Source organism: Streptomyces sp. NPDC056738 (assembly GCF_042790435.1).
GTDB lineage: Bacteria > Actinomycetota > Actinomycetes > Streptomycetales > Streptomycetaceae > Streptomyces.
On the sequence record NZ_JBHTZF010000032.1, the window covers coordinates 1 to 22,074 of the forward strand.

Annotated in this window: 17 protein-coding genes and 1 pseudogene; 12 read left to right on the top strand and 6 right to left on the bottom strand. The window is 70.4% G+C overall.

What is annotated here, in order from left to right:
- Window positions 1-24: 24 nt before the first annotated feature.
- Window positions 25-879: pseudogene (locus tag ACFRIC_RS41780) on the top strand (MFS transporter); the annotation flags it as partial.
- An 11-nt stretch (window positions 880-890) separates the two neighbouring features.
- Here ACFRIC_RS41780 and ACFRIC_RS41785 read toward each other — a convergent pair.
- Entirely contained in the window at window positions 891-2,303 is a 1,413-nt protein-coding gene (locus ACFRIC_RS41785; protein ID WP_382797272.1) for an ATP-binding protein, read from the bottom strand.
- Window positions 2,300-2,971: a response regulator transcription factor gene (locus tag ACFRIC_RS41790; RefSeq protein ID WP_382797273.1), complete on the bottom strand. Its 672-nt coding sequence runs from the start codon at window positions 2,969-2,971 to the stop codon at window positions 2,300-2,302. The genes ACFRIC_RS41785 and ACFRIC_RS41790 overlap by 4 nt, the downstream gene beginning before the upstream one ends.
- 211 nt (window positions 2,972-3,182) lie before the next feature.
- Here ACFRIC_RS41790 and ACFRIC_RS41795 point away from each other — a divergent pair, with 211 nt between their 5' ends.
- From ACFRIC_RS41795 to ACFRIC_RS41805, 3 genes are read left to right on the top strand one after another with little or no spacing between them, the layout of a single operon-like run.
- On the top strand, window positions 3,183-3,875 hold the full coding sequence (locus tag ACFRIC_RS41795; RefSeq protein ID WP_382797274.1) for a DUF4956 domain-containing protein: 693 nt from the start codon (window positions 3,183-3,185) through the stop codon (window positions 3,873-3,875).
- Entirely contained in the window at window positions 3,872-4,696 is an 825-nt protein-coding gene (locus tag ACFRIC_RS41800) for a polyphosphate polymerase domain-containing protein (protein WP_382797275.1), read from the top strand. The genes ACFRIC_RS41795 and ACFRIC_RS41800 overlap by 4 nt, the downstream gene beginning before the upstream one ends.
- Complete coding sequence (locus tag ACFRIC_RS41805; protein WP_382797276.1) at window positions 4,693-5,538, top strand: phosphatase PAP2 family protein; 846 nt, start codon at window positions 4,693-4,695, stop codon at window positions 5,536-5,538. Before ACFRIC_RS41800 ends, ACFRIC_RS41805 begins: the two co-directional genes overlap by 4 nt.
- Here ACFRIC_RS41805 and ACFRIC_RS41810 read toward each other — a convergent pair.
- The 3 genes from ACFRIC_RS41810 to ACFRIC_RS41820 are packed head-to-tail and all read right to left on the bottom strand — an operon-like array spanning window position 5,511 to window position 9,190.
- Window positions 5,511-6,545, bottom strand: coding sequence for a P-loop NTPase fold protein (locus ACFRIC_RS41810; protein ID WP_382797277.1), 1,035 nt, complete (start codon window positions 6,543-6,545; stop codon window positions 5,511-5,513). The two genes, ACFRIC_RS41805 and ACFRIC_RS41810, sit on opposite strands and share 28 nt — an antisense overlap.
- Window positions 6,546-6,576: 31 nt before the next feature.
- A complete protein-coding gene (locus ACFRIC_RS41815) occupies window positions 6,577-7,221 on the bottom strand; it encodes a response regulator (RefSeq protein WP_382797278.1) in 645 nt (214 codons plus the stop codon).
- Window position 7,222: 1 nt separating this feature from the next.
- Window positions 7,223-9,190, bottom strand: coding sequence for a sensor histidine kinase (locus tag ACFRIC_RS41820; protein WP_382797279.1), 1,968 nt, complete (start codon window positions 9,188-9,190; stop codon window positions 7,223-7,225).
- A gap of 150 nt (window positions 9,191-9,340) precedes the next feature.
- Here ACFRIC_RS41820 and ACFRIC_RS41825 point away from each other — a divergent pair, with 150 nt between their 5' ends.
- The 4 genes from ACFRIC_RS41825 to ACFRIC_RS41840 all read left to right on the top strand — a co-directional run bounded on the left by ACFRIC_RS41825 (window position 9,341) and on the right by ACFRIC_RS41840 (window position 15,648).
- Window positions 9,341-9,652 carry a hypothetical protein gene (locus tag ACFRIC_RS41825; RefSeq protein ID WP_382797280.1) on the top strand — a complete coding sequence of 104 codons (312 nt, stop codon included), beginning with the start codon at window positions 9,341-9,343 and terminating at the stop codon, window positions 9,650-9,652.
- An 865-nt stretch (window positions 9,653-10,517) separates the two neighbouring features.
- The gene (locus ACFRIC_RS41830) at window positions 10,518-14,687 is read left to right on the top strand and encodes a CHAT domain-containing protein (RefSeq protein ID WP_382797281.1); all 4,170 of its coding nucleotides are present in this window, start codon (window positions 10,518-10,520) and stop codon (window positions 14,685-14,687) included.
- Window positions 14,688-14,704: 17 nt separating this feature from the next.
- A complete protein-coding gene (locus ACFRIC_RS41835) occupies window positions 14,705-15,028 on the top strand; it encodes a hypothetical protein (RefSeq protein WP_382797282.1) in 324 nt (107 codons plus the stop codon).
- Entirely contained in the window at window positions 15,025-15,648 is a 624-nt protein-coding gene (locus ACFRIC_RS41840) for a hypothetical protein (RefSeq protein ID WP_382797283.1), read from the top strand. The genes ACFRIC_RS41835 and ACFRIC_RS41840 overlap by 4 nt, the downstream gene beginning before the upstream one ends.
- Window positions 15,649-16,031: 383 nt before the next feature.
- On the opposite strand, the gene ACFRIC_RS41845 is transcribed toward ACFRIC_RS41840, so the two are convergent.
- Window positions 16,032-17,771, bottom strand: coding sequence for a sensor histidine kinase (locus ACFRIC_RS41845; RefSeq protein WP_382797284.1), 1,740 nt, complete (start codon window positions 17,769-17,771; stop codon window positions 16,032-16,034).
- 129 nt (window positions 17,772-17,900) lie between these two features.
- On the opposite strand from ACFRIC_RS41845, the gene ACFRIC_RS41850 reads away from it, so the two are divergent.
- The 4 genes from ACFRIC_RS41850 to ACFRIC_RS41865 all read left to right on the top strand — a co-directional run bounded on the left by ACFRIC_RS41850 (window position 17,901) and on the right by ACFRIC_RS41865 (window position 21,980).
- Window positions 17,901-19,352 carry a TRAP transporter substrate-binding protein gene (locus ACFRIC_RS41850; protein WP_382797285.1) on the top strand — a complete coding sequence of 484 codons (1,452 nt, stop codon included), beginning with the start codon at window positions 17,901-17,903 and terminating at the stop codon, window positions 19,350-19,352.
- A 100-nt stretch (window positions 19,353-19,452) separates the two neighbouring features.
- On the top strand, window positions 19,453-19,788 hold the full coding sequence (locus ACFRIC_RS41855) for a response regulator transcription factor (protein ID WP_382797286.1): 336 nt from the start codon (window positions 19,453-19,455) through the stop codon (window positions 19,786-19,788).
- A 7-nt stretch (window positions 19,789-19,795) separates the two neighbouring features.
- Window positions 19,796-21,316, top strand: a complete 1,521-nt coding sequence (locus ACFRIC_RS41860) for a sensor histidine kinase (RefSeq protein WP_382797287.1) — start codon at window positions 19,796-19,798, stop codon at window positions 21,314-21,316.
- Window positions 21,303-21,980, top strand: a complete 678-nt coding sequence (locus ACFRIC_RS41865; protein WP_382797288.1) for a response regulator transcription factor — start codon at window positions 21,303-21,305, stop codon at window positions 21,978-21,980. Before ACFRIC_RS41860 ends, ACFRIC_RS41865 begins: the two co-directional genes overlap by 14 nt.
- Window positions 21,981-22,074: the final 94 nt, after the last annotated feature.

The window sequence follows — 22,074 nt, forward strand, 5'->3', positions numbered from 1 at the left end:
CGAGCACCGCGAGGACCGTGAACAGCAGCCGCAGCCCGCCCGCCCACACGAGCACTCCGCCGAGCAGCGGGCCGAGCGTGTAGCCGACGGACTTGCGGCAGGGCCTTCGGCGGCTACGGCTTCTACAAGTCCGTCGGCTACACGCTGGGCCCGTTGCTCGGCGGTGTGCTGGTGTGGGCCGGCGGACTACGGCTGCTGTTCGTCGTCCTGGCGGTGCTCGGCGCGGCCGTCGCCGTCTGGGCGGCGCTCGCCGTTCCCGTGGTGCCGCCGCTGCCGAAGGCCCGGCAGACGGTGCTGGATCTGGCCAGGCGGCTCACTCGTGCGGACTTCCTCCGTCCGACCGCGGCACTGGCCGCCGCGACCGCCGCCCTGTCCGTCGGCGTGGGCTTCCTGCCCGTCTCCGGGCGCGCGGCCGGCCTGGGCACGGTCGCCACGGGCGCGGCGGTGTCGGTGCTCGCCGCCTGCTCCGCCGTCGTCCAGCCATGGGCCGGACGCGCCCTGGACGCCGGGCGCTCGACCGCGCGGGACGGCATTACGGCGGGGCTGCTGCTCGCCGCCGCCGGCCTGGGCTGCGCGACCCTGCCCGGTGTCGCGGGGCTGCTGTCCGGCGCGGTCCTGATCGGCGCCGGAACCGGCCTGATCACCCCGCTCGGCTTCGCCGCCCTGGCCGCCTCTACCCCCGCCGAACGGCTCGGCCAGACCATGGGCGCCGCCGAACTCGGCCGTGAACTCGGCGACGCGGGCGGCCCGTTGCTCGTCGCGGCCGTCGCCACCCTCACCACCCTCGACCACGGCTACGCGACCCTGGCCGTCCTCCTCGCCGTCGCCCCCGCGGCCGGTCTCGTACGCAGGGCCACCGGGCCGCGTACTCCTCGGTGACCGTGACCGGCTCAGCAGGGCAGGTCGAGCACGACCGAGGCCCCGGTGACCCCGGTGGTTCCCGTGGCTCCCGGCGGGATGTTCTCGGCGCGGGCCGAACCGTCGTGCGAGGCGGCTACCGCGGCCACGAGCGCCAGGCCCAGCCCCGCGCCCGGTGTGGTGCGGCTCGCCTCGGCGCGGCTGAAACGGTCGAAGGCGTGCGGCAGGAACTCCGGCGGGAAGCCGGGGCCCTCGTCCGAGACCGTGAGGCACAGGCGCCCGTCCCGTGCCCGGGCGTCCAGCGTGATGGCGCCACGGCCGTGCCGCAGGGCGTTGTCCAGGAGGGTGCCCACGGCCGGTTCCAGCCAGCGGGGGTCGACCCGCACGGTGGCTTGGTCGTACGTGACGGTCAGCGTGCGGCTGTCACGTACGGCGGCCGTCCGGTACTGCGCGCAGGTGTCGTCGAGGAGGCGGTCGAGGGCGGTCGGCACGCGCCGGATGCGTTCGCCGCTGCCGAGTTGTTCGAGGTCGAGGAGTGCGTTGGCGAGGGTGACCAGACGGCGTGCCTCGGCGTCGACGGCTCGCAGTGTCCCGGTCAGCTCCTCGGCGGTGCGGGGCCGGTGCAGGGCGACGTCGAGTTCGGCCCGCATGAGGGTGAGCGGGGTGCGCAGTTCATGGCTGGCGTCCGCGATGAACTGGTGTTCGCGGGCGGCGGAGGCGGCCAGCCGGTCGAGCATGCGGTTCAGGGTGTGCCCGAGCCGGGTGATCTCGTCGTCGCGGTCGGTCGGCACCTCCAGCCGCAGACCGGGGGACGCGTCGGCGCCCGCGGCAAGGGCGGCGGCACCCAGGCGGTACCGCTCGACGGGGCGCAGGGCGGCCCGGGCGGTGCGGTAGCCGACGTACGAGGCGGCCAGCAGGGTGAGCCCGGAGGCGAAGGCGAGCTGGGCGAGGAGCTCTCGCAGTGCCTCGTCGCGGTGGCCGCGCTGGACGGCCGCGACGACGATGCGCGGCTGTCCGCCGACGGTGACGCGTTCGGCGCGCAGCCGCAGGGTGCCGGTGGTTATGGGCAGTAGGGCGCCGATGTCGCGTCGGACGACGGCTCCGTGTGCGGCGGCGGCGCTTTCGGCCGGGGTGAGTAGGGGCTGAGCGCGGACGGCGGCGCTGGAGCGCAGTATCCGGCCGTGTGTGTCGAGGACCTGGCGCAGGCTGCCGTTCGGGCCGGCCGGCAGGTCCTGGCCGCTCCGCACGGCCCGGTCGAGGGTGTGCTGGTAGGCGGTGAGGTCCTCGTCCAGTTGGCCGTCCAGGGCGATCTCGACGCGCCAGTAGACCAGACCCGCGGCGCCGGTGAGGACGAGCGTCATGGCCAGGGCGACGGCGAGCACCAGGCGGCCCACGACGGGCAGTCGCTGGAACCGGGTGAGGAGCCGTCCGGGCGGCCGTGTCACGGGGTGGTCTCCAGGCGGTAGCCCCGGCCTCGCAGGGTGGTGATCGTGTCGCGGCCGAAGGCACGGTCGACCTTGGCCCGGACCTTGGAGACGTGGACGTCGATGGCGTTGCTGCGCAGGTCGGTCTCGCCGTCCCAGACCTCGTCGAGGAGTTGGAGGCGCGAGACGACCCGGCCGGCGTTCTCCATCAGCACTCGCAGGACATCGAACTCCCTCCGTGACAGGTCGAGTTCGCAGTCACCGCGCCAGGCCCGCTGCTGCTCGGGGTCGAGGACGAGATCGTCGGCGCGAAGGCGGCCCGCTGGGTCGGGGCGGCGTCGCGATATAGCGCGCAGCCGGGCCAGCAGTTCCTCCATCGCGAAGGGCTTGACCACGTAGTCGTCGGCGCCTGCGTCGAGCCCGGCAACTCGCTCGCTCACGTCACCACGCGCGGTGAGCAGGATCACGGGCACGTCGATCCCTTCACTCCGCAGGGTGCGGCACACCTCGACGCCGTGGAGGCCGGGGAGCATGACGTCCAGGACCACCGCGTCCAGGCGGGGATCGCGGGCGGCGGCGAGGCCGGAGGGGCCGTCGTAGCGGCCCTCGGCGGTGTGGCCGGACTCGCTGAGGTAGCGGACGACCAGATCGGTCAGGCGGGTCTCGTCATCGACGACCAGGCAGTACATGACGGCCAGGCTAACCGGGCCCACGACGCCTCCGAGCCGGGCCCGCGACACCTCATGCCGGGACCGAGATCATCCGTGAAGGGTGCCGGGCGTCGGCCGCTCGGAAGCCTTCATGGTCTGTTCATGCGCCGTCTCTAGCGTTCCTTGCGTCGCGGTGCTCCGCGGACCTGGGCAGGTCCGCCGCTCGATGCGCCGCGCGGAAGGAACTGCCATGCACGCGCCGTACTCGGTGGCATCGGTGCTCGCTGCCAAGGGGATCACGAACCACCTCTCCCCGATGGACCTGATGACGCGAGGCGCCCTCGACGTCATAGCCCTGCTGATCCTGGTCGGCTGGCTCTACCGGCGCCGCCGCAGCGCGCAGGAGATGCCGCTCGTCCTGACGGCCCTGAACATCGGCCTGTTCGCCGCGATGAGCGCGATCAGCGCGGGCAAGTTCCCGACCGGGGTCGGCTTCGGCCTGTTCGGCATCCTCTCCCTGGTCCGGCTGCGCAGCGCGGCGTTCACCCTCCGGGACGTCGCCTACACCTTCGCCGCCCTGGTCATCGCCCTGTGCAACGGGCTGCCGCAGCGCGCGAGCTGGCTCGCTATCGGGCTCGACGTCCTCGTGCTGGTGGCGGTGCTTCTGGTCGACGACCCTCGGACGTACAACCCGACCCGCGTCGTCAAACTCACCCTCGACCGGACCTACGGCGACGAGTCCGACGTCCTGTGGGACGTCGCGGCCCGCTTTGGCCGGGTGCCCCTCACGGTGGAGGTCGACGAGGTCGACTACGTACGCGAGACGACCCGGGTCGCGGCCCGCTTCCCCCTCGAACCGGGGCAGCCCGCACAGACCACCGAGATCTCCGCGGTCGGCGAGCCCGAGGTGCCCTCTGCCAGGGAAGCCGAGAGCGTCCAGTGACTCCCGCGGACACGTTCGCCCGGGCGCTCGGCCTCGCACTTCCGCACGGCGCGACACTCGCCGAGGTCGACGCGGCCGCCGCCCTCCAGCACCGCACCGACCGCAAGTACCTCGTACCCCTCGGCCTCGCCCGCCGCCTGGTCGGGCAACTGGCGGACGGCCACCGGATCCTGGACCTCGACGGCCGCCGTACCACCACCTACCGCAGCACCTACTTCGACACCCCTGGGCTCGGCGCCTGGCGCGCCCATGTGCAGGGGCGACGCCGCCGCTGGAAGGTGCGGACCCGCCTGTATGCGGAGGACGGGCTGTGCCGGGTGGAGGTCAAGACCAAGGACGGCCGTGGCGCGACGGTCAAGCACGCGCTGCGGGCCCCGGCGGAGCAGTACGGCCGGCTCAACGAGGAGGCGGTCGCGTTCGTCGACAAGGTTCTCGCCGGATCGGCGATCCCCGTCCGCGCCGCGGACCTCGTGCCCACGACGGAGATCCGCTACCTCCGCGCCGCTCTCGCCGACCTGCGCCACGGCACCCGCATCACCTTCGACGGCGTCCTCACTTGCCACCAAGGTGACCGTTCGGCAGCCCTCGACCCGGACTTCGTCCTCGTCGAGACCAAGGGCGGCGCCCGCCCCGCCCCCGTCGACCGGATGCTGCTGAGCCTGGGTGCCCGGCCGGTCTCCCTCAGCAAATACCTCGTGGGCCAGTCCCTGCTCACCCCCGGGCTCCCCGACAACGACATCCGCCGTCTAGCCCGCACCCGTTTCAACGCCGGCCCGCACCGCGCGCCGGCCTCGCTCCTCGAAGGGACCCCCGCCGCATGAACGCCCTGCGCAAGATCAGGTGGCCGTACGCCGCGATCGCGGTCACCGCCGTCGCCGTGGCCTCCGTCGGCCTGATCCGTCCCGAACTCGCCGCCGTCGTCACCGGCAGCCCCGGGGCGACCGCCGTCATCGGTCAGAATCCACCGCCCACGCTCTTCGCCGACGCGACGATCACACCCCTCGGCCGGCAGGTCACCGCCCAGCGCACGCAGGCGGACGCCCTCTTCACCCGGTGGACGGCCCAGCACGGGACGACACGGGACGACAAGGCGTTCGCCACCTGGGCCGCCGGGCAGATTCCCGCACCGCCCTCGGCCACAGCCCGCACCGCCGAACTCCACAAGGTCCAGGATCTCGCCAAGACCCGCACCGCCGCGGGGAAGAAGGCCGCCACCTGGCTGGAGCTCTACGGCAAGAAGGACATCTGGAAGCTCTACCAACACGACCAGCGTGAACTCGTCCCCGCCGCCAAGGGCGCGGACGAGAAGGCCCGGCTCAAGTCGGCCCTGAGCCTGGCCAAGACCATCAGCGACCAGCTCGCCGCACGCGACAAGCAACCCGCCCCCTTCGTCCTCGACCCGAGCCTGCGCCCCGACAAGCACATCACCCCCGGCGCCAAGGGTCCGTACTCCTACCCCTCCCGCCACGCCGCCCGCTCCGCCGCCGCGGTCACGCTGCTCAGCGCTTTCGCGCCGCACCGCGCCCAGGACTACCGGTGGATGCAGAACGAGGTCGTCTACTCCCGCGTTTACATGGCAGGCCACGTCCCGAGCGACATCCTCGCGGGCACCCTGCTCGGCGACCTCATCGGCGACTACGAACTCGCGGCCAAGTCGAACTGACACAGACCGTCCCAGCCACGTCTACCTGGTTGGGAGCGGAGTGCTATTCCCCCGGCCCAGGCGCCCTGCACCAGAGCATTCCGTGCAGTCCGCGCCGGCCCGGGGGATGTCGCACCTGACCCGTTTGAGCGCGATCTGCACCAGGGGATGGAACCGGCGCCAGCGCGGAGGAAGCCCCGCGCACTGGCCGCTGGCTCGATTCGATCGAGTTCGTCAATGCCGATCACTAGCCGCCGGTGATCCTTCTCGTCCAGCGCCTGCCCGGTCTTGCCAAGGAACTCTTTCAGGTTGTCGACGATCTCAGGGCATGTCCGCGGCTGCTGAGCGATTGAAGTCCCTCGTTTCGCTGAGAGCCCCCAGCAGCCAGCACTGATTGCCCTCTCGTCGGAGCGGGTCTGGAGGTAGCGGATTTGGGCCAGATACTGCTTGGCGTCCTCCGCCGTGCTCAGCCCCTCCTTCTCAACGAGTTTGCACAGCCTGGCGAACAGGTGGAGAACGAACTCCCTCCGATCGAACAGGACTGGGGCTGACACGGTCATACTCAGTCTTGTCGGTGGATCGCTCTTCGCCAACTCGCAGAGCGCGCGCAGCAGCTGTGTCTTGCCCGCCCCGCGTGGCCCTGAGAGCGCGATACTCCCGCTGTCCATCCCGGAGCCGATGATCACCAACTCCCTTTCGGCCTCCGTCTCTACGTGGTAGCGGCCGGCGCGACGCTCTCTTAGACCGGTGGCCTCGTGGATGCTGATGTCCAGCACAGTGGTGTAGTTGGGCTCAGTGGCTTCGTTGATCCGTTCCCGCATGAAGCTCAACTGCGCCTGCCGAAGAGCCTCCCGCCACTCGAAATATCGCTGTTCAACCTCGCGTCGAGTGCCGTGAGACAGGGAAGAGTCGAGACTCTTCACAGCCATTTCAAACAGCACCACCGCCGTCAGGCCGTAGAGGGCCATCATGCCGAGGAGGACCCCGTTGTCCCACTCGTACCCTTTGGCCTTGCCAGGTACAGGCATCGCATACCCTGCGACACCCGAACGGACGGCTTCAGCGGCGCTCTCGGAGATAGGCCAGCACCGCCAGCACGCGGCGGTGGGCATCGCCGTTCTCCGAAATGCCGAGCCTCTGGAAGGTGCTGCGCATGTGCGATTCGACCGTGCGCTCGGACAGACGGAGGCGTTGCGCGACGGCGGCGTTGGACAGGCCCTCCGCGGCCAGCGCCAGCACCTCGTGCTCCCGGACAGTCAGGGCCGAGAGCGGGTCGTCACGACCGGTCGTACGCAGCAGCGCGGCGACGATCTCGGGATCCAGGGCCGAGCCTCCCGCGGCGACCCGGCGCACGGTGTCGAGGAAGTCGGCGACGCTCAGCACCCGGTCCTTGAGCAGGTAGCCGAAGCCGCCTGAAGCCAGCAGCGGCAGGCACTGTCGGGTCTCGATGTGCTGGGACAGCAGCAGCATCGGGAAGCCCGGCTGGGCTTGCCGGATGTCGCGGGCGGCCCTGGCCCCGTCGGTCGTCATGGTGGGCGGCATGCGGACGTCGATGACCGCCAGGTCGGGCCGCTCACGGCAAACGGCGGGCACGAGCGAGTCGGCGTCGGCGACCGCCGCGACGACCTCGTGGCCGGCCTCGGTGAGCAGTCGGGTCAGCCCTTCGCGGAAGAGCGCGGAGTCCTCGGCCAGCAGGATGCGCATGTCAGATCGTCACCCGGATCGTCGTTCCCGCGCCTTCCGGACTGTGCAGACTCAGATTTCCACCGACCGCGGTCACCCGGTCGCGGGCGGACGTCAGCCCGTATCCGGGGCGGGCGCCGCCGATGCCGTCGTCGGACACCTCGATGTGAAGTGCCGAGCGTTCCTGTTTGACGACCACGCTGATGACGCTGGCGCGGGCGTGCTTGAGCGTGTTGGTCAGGGCCTCGGCGACCACGAAGTACGACGCGGTGGCGACGGCCTCGGGAACGTCCGTGTCGCACACGGTCGCCTCGACCGGTACCGGGAAGTCGCCCACGAGGGCGCGGAGGGCGGCGGCGAGCCCGTCGTCCAAGAGGCTCGGACGTACGCCGTGGGCGAGGCGCCGCAGTTCGGTCACGGTGCCCGCGAGCGTGCTGACGGCGGCTTCCAGGTCACGGTGGGTGGGGTCCTTCGGGCCGAACCGGCTCTGAGCCGAACGCAGCCGCATCCCGACCGCGATGATCTGCTGCTGGGCACCGTCGTGCAGGTCGCGGGCGAGCCGTTGTCGCTCGGCCGCGGTCACCAGCGCCAGCCTCGACCGGCTCGCCCGGGCTTCGTCCAGCGCGATACGCAGCTCAAGGCGCAGTCGACTGACCTCGATCGGCAGCCGGGCCTGGAGAACGGCGTCGCGGGCGCGGCGCATCCGCCTGGCGGTCGGCGCGCCGAGCAGGACGACCCCCACGTCGCTGTCGCCGGTCGCCAGGGGCAGACACGTTGCGTCGTCGGGCACCGGCACAGGCTCCCCGTCGAGGCCGAGGTAGGTGCCGGGCGGGCCGGTGGGCGGCTTGAGGAGCAGACGGAGCTCGGGATCACCGAGGACCGACCGAAGGAGGTCGGCGACCGCTTCCGGCTCCGCCGCACCGTCCCTGACCCGGCGTACGAACTCCTCCATCCGGGCGGTGATGACCATCCGGTCCCGGTCCACGAGCTGTCCCACCAGGTTGTTGACACCCCGGTGCAGCGGCAGCAGGCAGAGTGCGGTGACGAAGGCCGCGCCGGTCAGGCCGAGTTCGGTGTCGGCGCCGAGCAGATCGGCTCCGAACAGGACCAGGACGGCGAAGACCGATGCCGACACCAGGGTGGTCAGCAGCCAGCTCAGCGAAGCCCCGAGGAGCCGGTCCACGTCGAACAGGTCGTACCTCAGCACGGCCACCGCGATCGCGGCGGGCACAGCCCACAGCATCGCCACCATGAATCCGGTGTAGGCCACATTGATCGAGGCCCCCAGTATCTCGGCGGCCCAGCCCGCGGCCAGCAGCACCGGTACGGCCCCGGCACCGAGCATCAGCCAGCGCAGCTGCTGTCGGACCACTTCGTCGCCCCGGCGATACCGCAGGGCCAGACAGCAGACCGCGGCCACCAGCACCGCCAGCACACCGCCGAAGGCCACAACCATCACAACGACCACAACGGGTAACGGGATTCGCCATACGATCTGGCCGGGAAGCAACGCGGGACCACCGCGGTCGGGCGCGATGAACGAGACGGACAGATTGAGCCAGAGGCCGGCCGCGACACCCGACCACACGACCAGCCGCCATCTGGGTCCCGGCAACAGCCCGTCGGGGAATACCAGGCACAGGGCGACGAACCCGGCCAGGTTCCACACCCACGCACCGAGCTTGAGCGCGTAGACCAGGCGGGCCGCCGGCGCCTGATGAGCCAGCGTGACCGTCTCCCCCCACGTCTCCACGGCGAACACCACGGCGGGCGCCGCGCCCACCCAGCTCAGTACGGCACCTACCTGGCTGCCCGGCACCCGCCGGGACAGCAGGGATCCGGTGATGACCGGCCCGGCCAGAAAGCAGCTGTCGAAGGCCCATTGGCCGGGCGGCAACGCGTGCGTGGGCCCGAAGGCCAGCCAAGCCCTGACAAGACAGGCAGCAATAAACACCGCCCCGGGAAGAACCGTACGGACCGTCTTCGCCATCGCGCCATCATCGCCGGATCTGCGGCCTTCGTCATCAGTGCCAGCACGCAGTGCGGACTACGCGGACCGGTGCGGCGTCAGCCCGGATGCGAAGCGGACGGTCCCGGGCAGACGCTGGCGGCCGTACCTCCCCCAACGAAAGGAATGGTCGTGGAACTTCTCCTCATGGTTCTCGTCGCCTTCCCGCTCGGATACTTCGTCCGCAGTCGTCCGGCCGCGCTCGTCGTCTACATCGCCGTCCATTCGTTCGTGTTCAGTTTCCAGAACACGACCCTGCTGATGGGATGGCTGGGCGGCGACCACTCGGCCTTTCCCAAGGGCGCCACCGCGCCACCGTTGTCCTATCTGCTGTTCAACGTCGCCTTTTACGCGGGCGGCCTCGGTCTTGTCGCTCTCGGCGGCAAGGTGCGCGCCAAGACTGAGGCGAAGCGTGCCCGGAAGGCCCTGGACATCGCCGGATGACCCTGGGGTCAAGTACCGAACCGAGTCGGGTCCGGCGCGGGAGGGGACGGCTGGCAGGCCCGGACACGAAGCAGCCGTCGGCTCACCCTCAAAAAGAGTCGGCATGACGAAGTCTCCATGCCGAGAGGGCGGTCGGCTCACCGACCGCCCTCTCGGCAGGACACCGCGTTCCCCCGCAACCACCACCCAAGGCCGAGGGACCGGCGCCTCTGGTCCCGGGCCACGCAGGGACAGATGGTGGGCACTGACCACGATTGCCGTCGCACCGCTGTATGGCTGGTGGCCGCGGTTCCAGCCCAGGACGTGGCCACGGGGGCTTCCCCAGCATGCCGAGGTCACCGAGGCGACCCTCCACTACGCCGCTCAAGATCATCCCACTGCCCCTTTTGATCCCACCTTGGCCGGACTCCGATCGGGCTCGGCCTGGTACTCGCCGGGGCGCTTTCGGCGCCGCCGCGGCCGGCGCCGCCGTCGGTGGCGGGCGAGGGCGGGCAGGCCGCCGCCCACCCGGTCAAAGGCGTCGCGGCCGCAGCCGCCGAGCTGCGGCGCACGCCATCGTCGATTGGGCGAAGGGGTCTCGTCGAAACCGCTGCACCACGGCACTGCGGCCTCATAGGATCACCAGCGGGTCAACCACCCCGGCCCAGGGCAGATTAGTTCGGCTCGGGCCGACGGCGTCCTCGCCCGTCGGACCGCTCCGCCGACCACGGCAATGCCGGCGTCGAGGAGGCCAGCTGTCGCCGTGCGGACCTGCTGTCCAAATCCGCCGCGCGACGTCGTCGGCCCCTCTGATGCCGGTTGGTGACGTTCGCGGTGGCTGAGAGGACGGCAGCAGATGTTCGGGCGACGACGTGCGGTAGACCGTTTGCTGGACGAACTCCGGTCCCGGGTGGACCGCCACGTCGATCACGGCGACTCGTCGGGGCTCCTCGCCGAGGACACCCGCGAGCTGACCGACGAGCTGGTGCGGATCGGGACCCCCCGCTCGGGCGGGACTCCGCTGCGGATCGCCGTTGTGGCGTCCTGGGTGTTCTGGCTGCGCTACCTCGCGCTTCCGCCAGCGCTCGCGGAAGCGGACCGGCGTGCGGCGGTGCGGCTGTTCGAGGCGTTCGCCCGGACCGTTCCGCAGATGGTGCCGGCCGAGGTGGGCCCGTCGGTGCACGGTGCGTGGTCCCGGCCCTCCTTGCTCGACGAGGCGGCCCTGAACAAGGCGATCACTGCCCTGCGTCGGGCCTCCGAGACGGCGGACCACTTTCGTTTCGGCCGTCTCGTCGACCTGCGTGAGGCTCTGGAGGCCAGGTGGCGGCGTGCTGCGGCGCGGGCAGACCTGGACGAGGTGATTGCCGTCCAGGAGGAGATCGTCGCCGCCACTCCCCCGGACGCCCGAGCCGGTGCGCAGTCCGCCCTTGCGGGCTTCCTGCGGATGCGGTTCGAGGAGGGGGACGACGTCGACGACCTCGACGCGGCGATCCGGCAGTGGCGGAACGCCATCGACGGCGCCCCGGCTGGCGAGCGGAACCAGGCCGGCCGGCTGCACAATCTCGCCCTGGCACTGAACATCAGGGCACGGATCACCGGTGACCCGGACGACTGGCAGACGGCCGCCGCCACATTGGGGACCGCGATCGAGGCGTGGCCGGCTGGGGACCCGAACCGGGAGCTCCTCCAGGACCGGTTGCGGACGGGCCGGAAACGGCACGACCCGGTCGAGGCGCTCGTCCTCGCGGCCAATGCGGCGGAGTTCGTCGACCTGCACCGGCGCCACGAGGAGTTACGCCTGCCACGGGCCCTCGACGAGCTGAGGACGCGGATCGCCGCCGCGTACGCGCGGCGTGATGCACGCAGTCTCCTGGTGCACCGGCAACGGCTGGAGTTCCTGGAGTGCGCCCGATACATGGGCCCCGAACCGGCGGCGCGTGAGGTGGCTTGCCGTGCGGAGTTCGCCGCCCTGCTCGCCACAGCCGTCCTCGGCACCGTCAACATGCCCGTCGTCGAACGCCTGCTGTGCACCGCCTACCCCTCGCTGACACAGTCCGGCACACCGTTGCCGCAGCACAAGCGGGAGACGAGGAGCCTGGATCTCGACGAGGGCCTCTGGGACCTCGCCGCCGCAGCAGCCACATCGGCGCACGCGGCCGAAGCGGGCGAGGCGGCATTCGCGCTCACGATCGCGGCTCTGCTGCTGGCCCCGCCCGACGCCGACCGGATTCCCGAGCTGACCACGGCCCTGGCGCTGACCTATGAGCTCGCCGAGGAACTGGCGGACACCCCCGGGCTCACCGACTGGCGGGTGTGGCTGTGTGGGGAACTGCTGGAGCAACCGGTGCCCGCCGACCTCCGCACCGCCGCAGCGGGGAGCCTCGCCCACGAACTCGTGATCCGCCATGACCGGTTCCGCGTCGAAGCGGACCTCGACCGGGCCGTCGAACTCCTCACCGACCTGACCGCCGCACTGCCCGTCGACGACCCGGAGCGCCGGTCCCACCTCGACCTCCTCGGCTGGACGCTGGTCAGGCGATTCCGGGCTACGCAGCGGATCGCCGACGTCAACACCGCGATCGGCATCCTCCAGGGGCTGCTGGAGAGCGCGGTCTCGCCGACCGAGCAGGCCCGCGTCCGCTCGGAGCTCGGCGACGCGCTGCGCGAGCGCTTCGAGGAGACCCGAAAGGACGCCGACATCGAGTCCGCGATCAGCCTCGGGCGCAGCGCGGTCGCCGGGACCCCGAAGGACGACCCCGGCTATCCCTGGACGGTCAACTGCCTCGCGCTGGCGCGCCAGTCGCGCTTCGTCAAGAGCGGTCGGCCAGAGGACAGCGACGCCGCGGTACGCCTGGGTCACGAGGCGCTGGCCGCCGCCGCGCGCCACAACAGGACCGACCCCCGGCTGTGGGCCAACCTCGCCGACTCCTACGTGTTCCGGATGGGGGCCGTGGCGACCGACGAGGTGATCGCCATGGCGGTCGAGGACGCGGCGAGCGTCGGCAGCGAACGGGAACGCGCCCGGATCGAGCTGACCACCGCCCGGATGTACCGCCAGGACATCGACCGGACCGCCGACATCGAGACCGCGATCGGCCTGTACCGAAAGGCCATTGCCGCCACGGCCCCCACCGATCGCGAGTACGCCGGCTACCTGTCGAACCTCGGGATCATGCTGCAGGCGCGGGAGATCCGTACCGAACCCGGCGCTGGCCCACGTCCGCCCGATCCGGACCATGATGACACCACGGCCGCCCGGGCACTGTCGGAAGCCGCCGACGCTTCGTGGCAGGGCGACCCCCGGCGGGCGAACATCCTGCAGACCGTCGCCGGCTTCCACCAGCGACGGGGCGACCGGCGGCAACAGCAGGAGTACCTTCGACTGGCCGCCGGTGACGCCGTCGCGCCGCCCCAGGTTCGCCTGAGGGTGGCTTGTGAATGGGCCGACGCCGAGGCCGAAGCAGGGGACTTCGCCGCCGCCGCCGACGCGTACGCGATCGCGCTCGGACAGCTGGTCCGGGTGACGTGGCGCGCACGGAACCGGGTGCACCAGGAGGAGCAACTGGTCCACTGGTCGGGCCTGGCCCGTGACGCCGCCGCCTGCGCGATCGCCGCGGGACGTCCCGGGCGCGCCGTCGAACTGCTGGAACAGGGCCGATCGGTGCTCTGGGCCGGGACGCTGGACCTGCGAGCTGACCTGACCCGGCTGGCCGGGGCGGCACCGGCGCTCCGGGCCGGGCTCGACCGCGTCCGCGGCGCCCTCGACGACCCGCGGCCCCTAGACGTCGACCGGCGCATGCAACTGGCCCAGGAGTGGGACGAGCTGCTCGGCGAGGTCCGCCGGCTGGAGGGCTTCGAGGACTTCTTGCGCCCGCTGCCGGAGGGCAGGCTCCTCGAAACCGCCGCCCGCGGCCCGGTCGTGATCGTCAATGTCAGCCGGTGGCGGTGCGACGCGTTGATCGTCCGGCCCGACGGGGTGACGGCGACGCCGCTGCCCGGCTTGACCGCCCAGGGGGCCGCCGACCGGACCGATGACCACCTCCGCACCCTGCACTCCGCCGAGCATGCGGACGAGGACCTGAAGGCGGCCTGGGCGCGGGCGCGCTCGACCCGGGCGATGCCGGAGCGGCAGGCCGCGCAGCAGGCGGAGCGGGCGCTGCGGACGGTGCGCGCGGCCGCCGAGGAGTCCCTGACCGGCCTGCTCGGATGGCTCTGGGACGTGGTAGCCGAGCCGGTGCTCACGGCCCTCGGCACCGACGGGGCCCCCGCGCCGGGCGACCCGTGGCCGCGCCTGTGGTGGTGCCCCACCGGGCCGTTGACGCTTCTGCCGCTGCACGCGGCCGGGTACCACGACGATCCACTCCGCACCGTCATGGACCGGACGCAGTCGTCCTACACGCCCAGTCTGCGCGCCCTGTCCCATGCCCGGACCCCGTCGGATCCGGCCGCCACGGGCGAGGACCTGAGGATGCTGATGGTGGCGCTCGCCGACGCCCCTGGCCAGGAACCGCTCGCGGGCGTCGCGGACGAGCTGGTGATGATGGAAGGCGTCCTCGCCCCCGACCGCACGACCGTCCTGGCCGGACCGGCGGCGAGCAGGGACGCGGTACTGCAGGAGCTGCATCGGCACCGGTGCGTCCACTTCAGCTGCCACGGCGACCAGATGCTCGACGACCCGACCCACGGCGGACTGGCCCTGTACGACGGCGTGCTGACGATCGCGGATCTCGGCGGGCAGCGCTACCCGGCGGACTTCGCGGGCCTGTCGGCGTGCAAGACCGCCGTCGGCGGCACGGAGCTGGCCGACGAGGCGATCACCCTGGCCGCGGCCCTGCACCACGTCGGGTGCCGACACGTCGTCGGCGCCCTGTGGTCGGTCTACGACGGCCCCGGTACCGCCGAACTGTTCGAGAGCCTCTACCGGGGAATGGCCCGCGACGGATTCCTCGACCCCGGCCTCAGCTCCCCCGCCCTGCACCACGCCGTCCGCACGCTCCGCGAAGCCAACCGTTCCCGGCCGACCGTGTGGACTCCGTTCGTCCACATCGGACCATGAGGTAAGAAGGACAGCAGATGCAGCCGTACGAGGAAGTCACCGATGTCGCCTACGGTGAGCGCGTGGCCGTGGCCTTCGCGGTCCGCCCGGCTCGGCCCGGCACCATGGTCCTGACCGGGGCTTGTCCCCGGTGCGACCACACCATGGAATTCCTGATCACGGATCAGGTCGTCAAGCGGTCTCACCGCGTGCCGGCTCCGGCCGCGGCGGTACCGGTTCCGGCCGCGGCGGTACCGGAGGACGAGCCCATGATGTGCACCTGCGAGGCGGAGCACGAGCACCGCCCGGCCGGCTTCGTGGGCTGCGGCGCCTACTGGAACATCAAGGTCCTGCCAGCATGACCCGGCTCGCCGCCGGCGGACCGGCGTCCCCGAAGGACCGCCGCACCGCCGAGATCACCCACCGACTCCTGCGCGACGAACTCGCCCGCGTCCGTGCGTCCGCCCTGGCGTGGCGCAACGGGCTCGGCGGGCTCCTCGCCGGCCTGCTCGGCTTCGGGCTCGTCCGCGGCCGTTCCAACGTCGCCGAACTCGCCTCGCCGTGGCACGTCGTGGTCGGGGCCGTGCTGCTCGCAGCCCTGCTCGTCGGCACCGTCGGCGCCCTGCAACTGCTCAGGGCCGCGAATGGTCGCCCGACCGTCCTGCACCGCCGCGAGTTCGACACCGGCACGGCCTTGGACCATGCCGAGGCCCTCGCCGCCGCCGCCGCCCTCCGCGCCGGTACCGTGCTCGCCCTCGCCTGCGCCGCGTTGCTGGTCACCGGCGTGGGCATCACCTGGTACGGCCCCGGCCGGAACGGACCGGCACTCCAGATCACCACGCCCACCGGCGCTCTCTGCGGCACCCATATCGGAACCGACTCGGGGACGCTGACACTCCAGACCGACAGCGGGAAGGTTCAGATCGATCTACGCTCGGCAACCGGGATCCGAGCCGTGGGGCAGTGCGCCGCGGGCGGCTGATCCGCTGGCGCGCCGTTCCAGCGTCAGATGTACGTCGTGCTCGATGGGCTGGTGCCTTCCGGCTGAAGATGACCCCGGCCAAGGAGGCTGCCGACTGACGCACCGTGCTGACGGCTGACGACAGTCCGCAGCAAACCCAGGCATGAATTCCGGATCCCGCGGCGGATGGTCAGGTTCATCGAATCGCTTTGGTATCCGCCTCACTGGCTGTTCTCTTCCAATCGCGGGGTCGGTAGCGCTCGAACAGCGTCCTGATTCGGGTGAGTTGGCCGCTCCGCATGCATGGAAGAAGGACCTCTTGACTTGGCGCCCGCGCTGCCACGGGTACCGTCGCCAAAAAGAAGCGCAGCTGCCCCGCGCAACTACAGATCGGTGATGGCGATTTAGGTACAGCGCAGCGGAAGCTCGGCAGTCACCCGAGTCTCGCCATGTTCCGTGCGGATGGTGAGCACGCCTTCGAGCGTGGTGACCCGATCGGCCACGTCAGCGAGATCCGGCAGGTCGCCTGCCACCATGACGTACGTGATCAGCCGACCGTTGCAGCAGTCGACGGAGACTCTCGTATGCCTGTTCTCGCTCAGTCGGGCCACTAGCAGGTACACCGTGGATTCCAGGACATCGGAGAAACGCACACGCGGGACGTCTTCGATGCGAAGATCTCGGCTCTGGCCCAGTGCCTCGAGGGCGACGGCAAGGCCGGCCTCCTTGAGCAGAACAGGGTGAAGTCCGCGCGCCAACCGTCTGAGCTCGGAGATGGCCCGTTCGAGCTCCGTCTGGGCCAGGTCCAACTGGGGTGCCGGAGCTCTCGCGCGCATCTGTAGCAGCCGCAGCCCCAGGGCCAGGCCCACAAGGCGCTGCTGGGCACCGTCGTGCAGATCTCGCTCCAGGCGGCGCCGCTCCTCGTCACCGGCGGTCACGATGCGAGCGCCCGAGGCCCGAAGGGCGGCGAGTTGTGTGAGGTTCTCAGCGTGCAGACGCTCGTGCTCCAGGGCCATGCGGGCGCCGGACAGCAAGTCGTCGATCGCATGTGGGCTGTCCAACAGGCCGGGACGGTGAATCAAGGTGGCGATGTGGGAGCCGCTGTGTCGGAGCAGGGTGACAGCTTTGCCGTTCGGCGGGGGCAGAGCGACCGGGTTGGCAGCTGCGTCGACATGGCCGTCGCCGTCGCCGACCGGGTAGGCGATCTGGAGGTCTGGGTCGCCGAGGCGGTCGGCGATCGCGTCACGCAGTCCGTCCGGGGCGGCTTTGCCACCAAGCTCGATCACCAGACGGGTCAGCTCGTGCTGCCTCAGCCGGGCGCGGATCACTTCCGCGATCAACGCGGCCGCCAGCAGACACAACGCTCCGGCCTGCACCTGCCAAAGTTGGCCATCACGGGCATCGAAGCCGAGGAAGCCGCGGCCCAGGCTGTGGATGTAGGAGACGGCCACGGCTATGAAGTAGCCGAGGGCGCAAAGCATCAGCGGCCCTGTGGACCACCGTGCAGCCGGACTCGAGGTGAGCAGGCGGCACGCGAGAAAGACGATGAGCACCAGTAACCAGCCCGTGCCCGCCTGTACGCCCAGCGCTGCGACGGTCTGGGCGCGAGCCGGAACGTCGACAGCTTCCCACCAGTTGTGTGGGCACTGCGAGCAGCCTTGCGTCTGCGGTCTGAAGTACGCAGCCGTGCCGACTCCTTGTACACCCACCGTGATCACGTAGCCTGCCACCGCGAGCGCACGTGCGCCCCGTGACCGAAGACGGCCGCTGGGGTAGGCCAGCACCAAGTGCCCCGCCGCTGCCGGGCAAGCCGCGTTCAGCGCGAGACCGAGGGAGAACACAGCCGAAGAGGTTGTCCCCGGATTGTCCCACTCCTGCAGGAGCCAGGCGTATGCCGCAAGGAACAGCAACAGTCCCGTCCGTCTGCTGGAAGGCTGCTGGCCAAGAACGAGAGCGCCGATCAGCTGGGCCCCGCCAGCACCCAGCAGGACGGTCAGGCCGTGCGATGTCGTCAGCGCCGTCGAGAATCCCCGCTCCTCCTGGGCGATCACCACGGTGACAAAGCTGAGTACAGCTCCCAGTCCGAACAGCACCAGGCGTATCGGCATCAGCATCGGCATCTCTTTAGGGAGCGACTCGCTCATCGGTCGGGACACGATGGTCCCGGGACGGGCCTTGTTCGGGGAGAGGGCTGTCCCTGATTCTGGCCGAGGTGCGTTACGGGACAGCTCTGATGCCCCGGTCGGGAAACATTCCTAGCGTCGTGGACATCGATGGGAGGTGCCACGGTGAAACGACAGAAGCCTGGAACGTGGGCCGCAGTGACGGCAATTGTGCTAGCGGTGCTGATCTCGACGGGGTGCTCGACTCCGTCACCCGATCGGGCCGGAGGCCATGCCGGCGCCGAGGCCACCGTCCTCACCCTCGCCAACCCCGGCGGAGCAATTGAACCGCCGCAGCTGGTGGCCTGGGCCAAGCGTGTCGACCAGATGGCCAAAGGAACACTCAGGATCAAGTTCCTCGACGAATGGCGGGAGGGAGAGGCCCGCCCCGAAGCGGCGACGCTCAGCGACATCCGCAAGGGCAAAGCCGACATGGCCTGGGTGGGAGCCCGCGCGTTCGACAGGATTGGCATCACGGACTTCCAGGCGCTGTTGGCGCCCATGCTCGTGGACAGCTACGAGCTGGAGACGAAGGTGTTCGAGGCCGGCATCCCGGCGAAGATGCTCGGCGGCGTACGAAAGGCCGGTGTCGTCGGCATCGGCGTGTTGCCGGGGCCTTTGACGCGGCTGGTGGGTACCCGCGAGCCCCTGGTGAACCCGGCCGCACTCAAAGGCAAAAGGATCGTCAGTCAGGATTCGGCCCTGATGGATGAAAGCCTGCGGGCTTTGGGCGCAACTCCGGTCCTGGCAGCCGCCGACGTCGACCTCAGCTCGTTCGGCGGCATGCAGATGCAACTCGGCACGGTCGTCGGCCGACACCACGACCGCGATGCCAGGTACGTGACCGGCAATGTCGATCTGTGGCCGCGCCCTCTTGTGGTCGTCATGGGCAAGGCCGCCCACGACAGGCTCTCCGCGCAGCAGCGGGCTGTCCTCGCCCGGGCGCTCGAGCAGACGATCACTCAGGCGGTGGACGTCTCCCGAGCCGAGGACCGGGAGTCCGCGCCCACCCTGTGCAGGCTGGGGATGAAGCTGCCCGCGGCGTCCTCCGCCGACCTCAAGGCTTTGGAGACGGCGGTGAAGCCGGTATACGCCAGGCTGCACAAGGACGAGCACACGAGGGACTGGCTCGATCAGATCCGCTACCTCAAGGAGACGACCGGCGCGGGACCTGACACCGCCTCATGTCCCGCCAAGTCGACCGCGGCCGGTCCGCTCGAAGGGACGTGGACGCGCACCATGGCCGACGGGGACTGGCGTCACTGGCCCGGGGACGAGACCTGGACCGAGCATCCGGCGAACGGCACCTGGATCCTGAACCTGGAGAACGGAGTCCTGACCAAGACGGACCCCGACGGCCAGACCGAGCGGTGGCCCTACCAGACATTCCGCGACCGGATCCATCTCGCCGGGCTGTTCACGTTCAACGCCACCTTCCGACTCGACGGCGGCCAGCTCACCTTCGACAATTTCGACTTCGGCGACTGCACGGACTGCGGAGGCTACGCCGTGACCTTCGGGGGTTCCAAACAGCCCTGGATCAAGATGGCGGCGGCTCGTTGAACGGGCCCCGCAGAGGCACGGCAGCGCATCGGGGGCGGCCCTGATGCGCCGCCGTGCTCCCTACTGTCATCCTCGGGCTGTGGCCCCGACGCTTTTGATCGTGGACGATCACGCAGGCTTCCGTAGCTTCGCCAGGGCGTTGTTGGAGGCGGAGGGGTTAGACGTGCTCGGGGAGGCCTCAGACGGCGCATCGGCCGTTTCCGCAGCCGAGCGGCTGGACCCCCAGATCGTGCTGCTGGACATCATGCTGCCGGACCTCGACGGTTTCGAAGTCTGCGCACGCCTGACCGCACGTGGGCGGGAGCGGCCCGCCGTCGTCCTTACCTCCAGCCGCGACGCCACGGCGTATGCGGACAGGCTGGAGCGCAGCGCCGCTCGCGGTTTTGTCCGCAAGGACAGGCTGTCAGGGGCCGCGCTCTTGGCTCTGGCACGGTGAGCTCGCCATGCCGGATCGAGTGTTGTCCCTGGCCGATGCCGCGGTCGGTACGGTGTTTCTCGGGTCAAGCGCGGTGGCGTGGACAGGCAGGCGCCGCAGCCGCGTCAGCCTGCTGATGGCGGTGACCGGGGTGTGCTGGTTCCTGGGCAGCGCCGTCCCCGGCTTGGTGTTCCTGCACCGGGGGCCACTGGTCCATCTGCACCTGTCCTATCCGATCGGACGGCTGCACCGGCGGCCTGCCGCTGTCGTGGTCCTCGTCGCTTACGGGGCGGCGGTCTACGAGGGCTTCGTACAAACGCCGTGGCTGACCGCGGGATTGTCCGCTCTCGTCGTCGCGGCTTCGCTGGACGTCTTTGCCGGGACGTCGGGGACCGCCCGGAAGGCAGGGCGGTCGGCACTGGCCGCCGCGCTGGTCTTCGCCGGCGTCCTGGCCCTGGGCAGTGCCAACGTGCTGCTGGAGTGGGGCGCGGACCGCACTGTCCTACTGGTCTACGACGCGGCTCTGTGCCTGGTGGTGGTCTGGCTGGTGATGGACCTGCTGTACGGGCAATGGACCGAGGCCACCGTCTCGGACCTCGTCACACAGCTCGGCCGGAGCAATGCCACCACGGGCTTGCAGGCCCAATTGGCCAGGGCGCTGGGCGATCCAGACCTGAGGCTGGGCTACTGGGTGCCGCAGCAGCAGGCGTACGTTGACGAGACCGGCTTGCCTCTTGAGGTCGACGTGCGCGCCGCAGAGCGAGTGACCACGACCGTCGAGAACGACGGGGAGCCCATAGCTGTACTCATCCACGCCCCGACAGCAATGGACGACCCGAAGCTGGTTGCCGGGGCCACCGCAGCACTGCGCTTGGCCGTCACCAACGCAGGGATGCGGGCGCAAGTCCGCGCCTGCATGGCCGACCTCGCGGCGTCGCGCCGCCGCATCGTGGAGGCAGCCGAATCCCAGCGGCTGGCGTTGGAGGCGGAGCTGGCCACGGGTGCGCAATGCCACCTCGCCCAGGCGGAGATCCACCTTGCCGCCCTCAAGGCCGAGGGGGGTGAAGATCTACGCGCTGGCCTTGCGGAGGTGCTGGCCGAAGTGGCCGCAGCCCGGCAGGAACTCGCCCAGTTCGCGCAGGGCGTGAGACCGCAGAGCCTTACCGCCGGTGGGCTCGGCGCCGCACTGCCCCTGCTCGCCGACCGGGCAAGGCTGCCAGTCTCGGTGGCGGTCGGGGTCGGTCGGCTACCCCCTCCGGTCGAGGCGGCAGCCTACTTCGTGTGCGCCGAGGCACTGACCAACATCGCCAAACACGCGGCCGCCACAGAGGCGAACGTGGAGATTGTCACTGAGGCGGGCGACATCGTGGTGCGCGTGTCCGACGACGGCCGCGGCGGCGCCGACGCCAAGGGCTCGGGACTGCGGGGGATCGCCGACCGGATCGAGGCTTTGGGTGGCAGCACCACTGTCGGCGGCGGTCCCGCAGGCGGGACACTGCTTACGGCCAGGATCCCGGTCGACGGACCAGAACCGGATGGAGATCGCTGACGTGGGATATCCGATGAAGATCGTGATCGCGGACGATTCGATGCTGATCCGCGACGGCCTGGCACGGCTGCTCACAGAAGCCGGCTGCGAGGTGATGGCTACCGCTGACAACACCGCCACGCTGATGCACAAGCTCGACTCCGCAGTGCCCGACGCAGTGATCGTGGACATCAAAATGCCGCCGACCTACACGGATGAGGGCCTCGTCGCCGCCCACAAACTGCGATCCATGAACCCAGGGATCGGCGTGCTCGTCCTATCGCAGTACCTCGAGGCGCACTACGCGATGCGTCTGATCAGCGACGCACCCGAACACCTCGGATACCTCCTCAAAGAGCGTGTTTCAAACATCGCCCTGCTCGTCGACGCATTACGCCGCATCGTCGAGGGCGAGTGCGTCGTCGATCCCACGATCGTCACCACGCTGATGCGACGGCCGTGCGACCCGAGCCCGCTCACAAGCCTCACCCCGAGAGAACTCGAGGTGCTGGCACTCATCGCCGAGGGACGTTCGAACACAGCCATCGCCGAAAAACTGACGATGAGCCCCAAGACGCTGGAGGCCCACGTCCGGCAGATCCTGCAGAAGCTGAACCTGCATCAGTCGCCGGACGACCACCGACGTGTTCTCGCCGTCCTGAGGTACCTCCAGGCTCCGCGCTGAGAGGTCGTTTTCTCCTGTTGTTTCATCCCGGAATCTGCCGTTTGGTGTGCGGTGTCGGGTCGCGCCAGGAGATGGTGTTCTCGCCGGTTAGGCG

Coding starts and splice junctions, on each gene's coding strand:
- ACFRIC_RS41790 (WP_382797273.1), bottom strand. CDS start 2,971: ATGTACTGCCTGGTCGTCGATGACGAGACCCGCCTGACCGATCTGGTC.
- ACFRIC_RS41795 (WP_382797274.1), top strand. CDS start 3,183: ATGCACGCGCCGTACTCGGTGGCATCGGTGCTCGCTGCCAAGGGGATC.
- ACFRIC_RS41805 (WP_382797276.1), top strand. CDS start 4,693: ATGAACGCCCTGCGCAAGATCAGGTGGCCGTACGCCGCGATCGCGGTC.
- ACFRIC_RS41810 (WP_382797277.1), bottom strand. CDS start 6,545: ATGCCTGTACCTGGCAAGGCCAAAGGGTACGAGTGGGACAACGGGGTC.
- ACFRIC_RS41815 (WP_382797278.1), bottom strand. CDS start 7,221: ATGCGCATCCTGCTGGCCGAGGACTCCGCGCTCTTCCGCGAAGGGCTG.
- ACFRIC_RS41820 (WP_382797279.1), bottom strand. CDS start 9,190: ATGGCGAAGACGGTCCGTACGGTTCTTCCCGGGGCGGTGTTTATTGCT.
- ACFRIC_RS41835 (WP_382797282.1), top strand. CDS start 14,705: ATGCAGCCGTACGAGGAAGTCACCGATGTCGCCTACGGTGAGCGCGTG.
- ACFRIC_RS41840 (WP_382797283.1), top strand. CDS start 15,025: ATGACCCGGCTCGCCGCCGGCGGACCGGCGTCCCCGAAGGACCGCCGC.
- ACFRIC_RS41845 (WP_382797284.1), bottom strand. CDS start 17,771: ATGAGCGAGTCGCTCCCTAAAGAGATGCCGATGCTGATGCCGATACGC.
- ACFRIC_RS41850 (WP_382797285.1), top strand. CDS start 17,901: ATGGGAGGTGCCACGGTGAAACGACAGAAGCCTGGAACGTGGGCCGCA.
- ACFRIC_RS41860 (WP_382797287.1), top strand. CDS start 19,796: ATGCCGGATCGAGTGTTGTCCCTGGCCGATGCCGCGGTCGGTACGGTG.
- ACFRIC_RS41865 (WP_382797288.1), top strand. CDS start 21,303: ATGGAGATCGCTGACGTGGGATATCCGATGAAGATCGTGATCGCGGAC.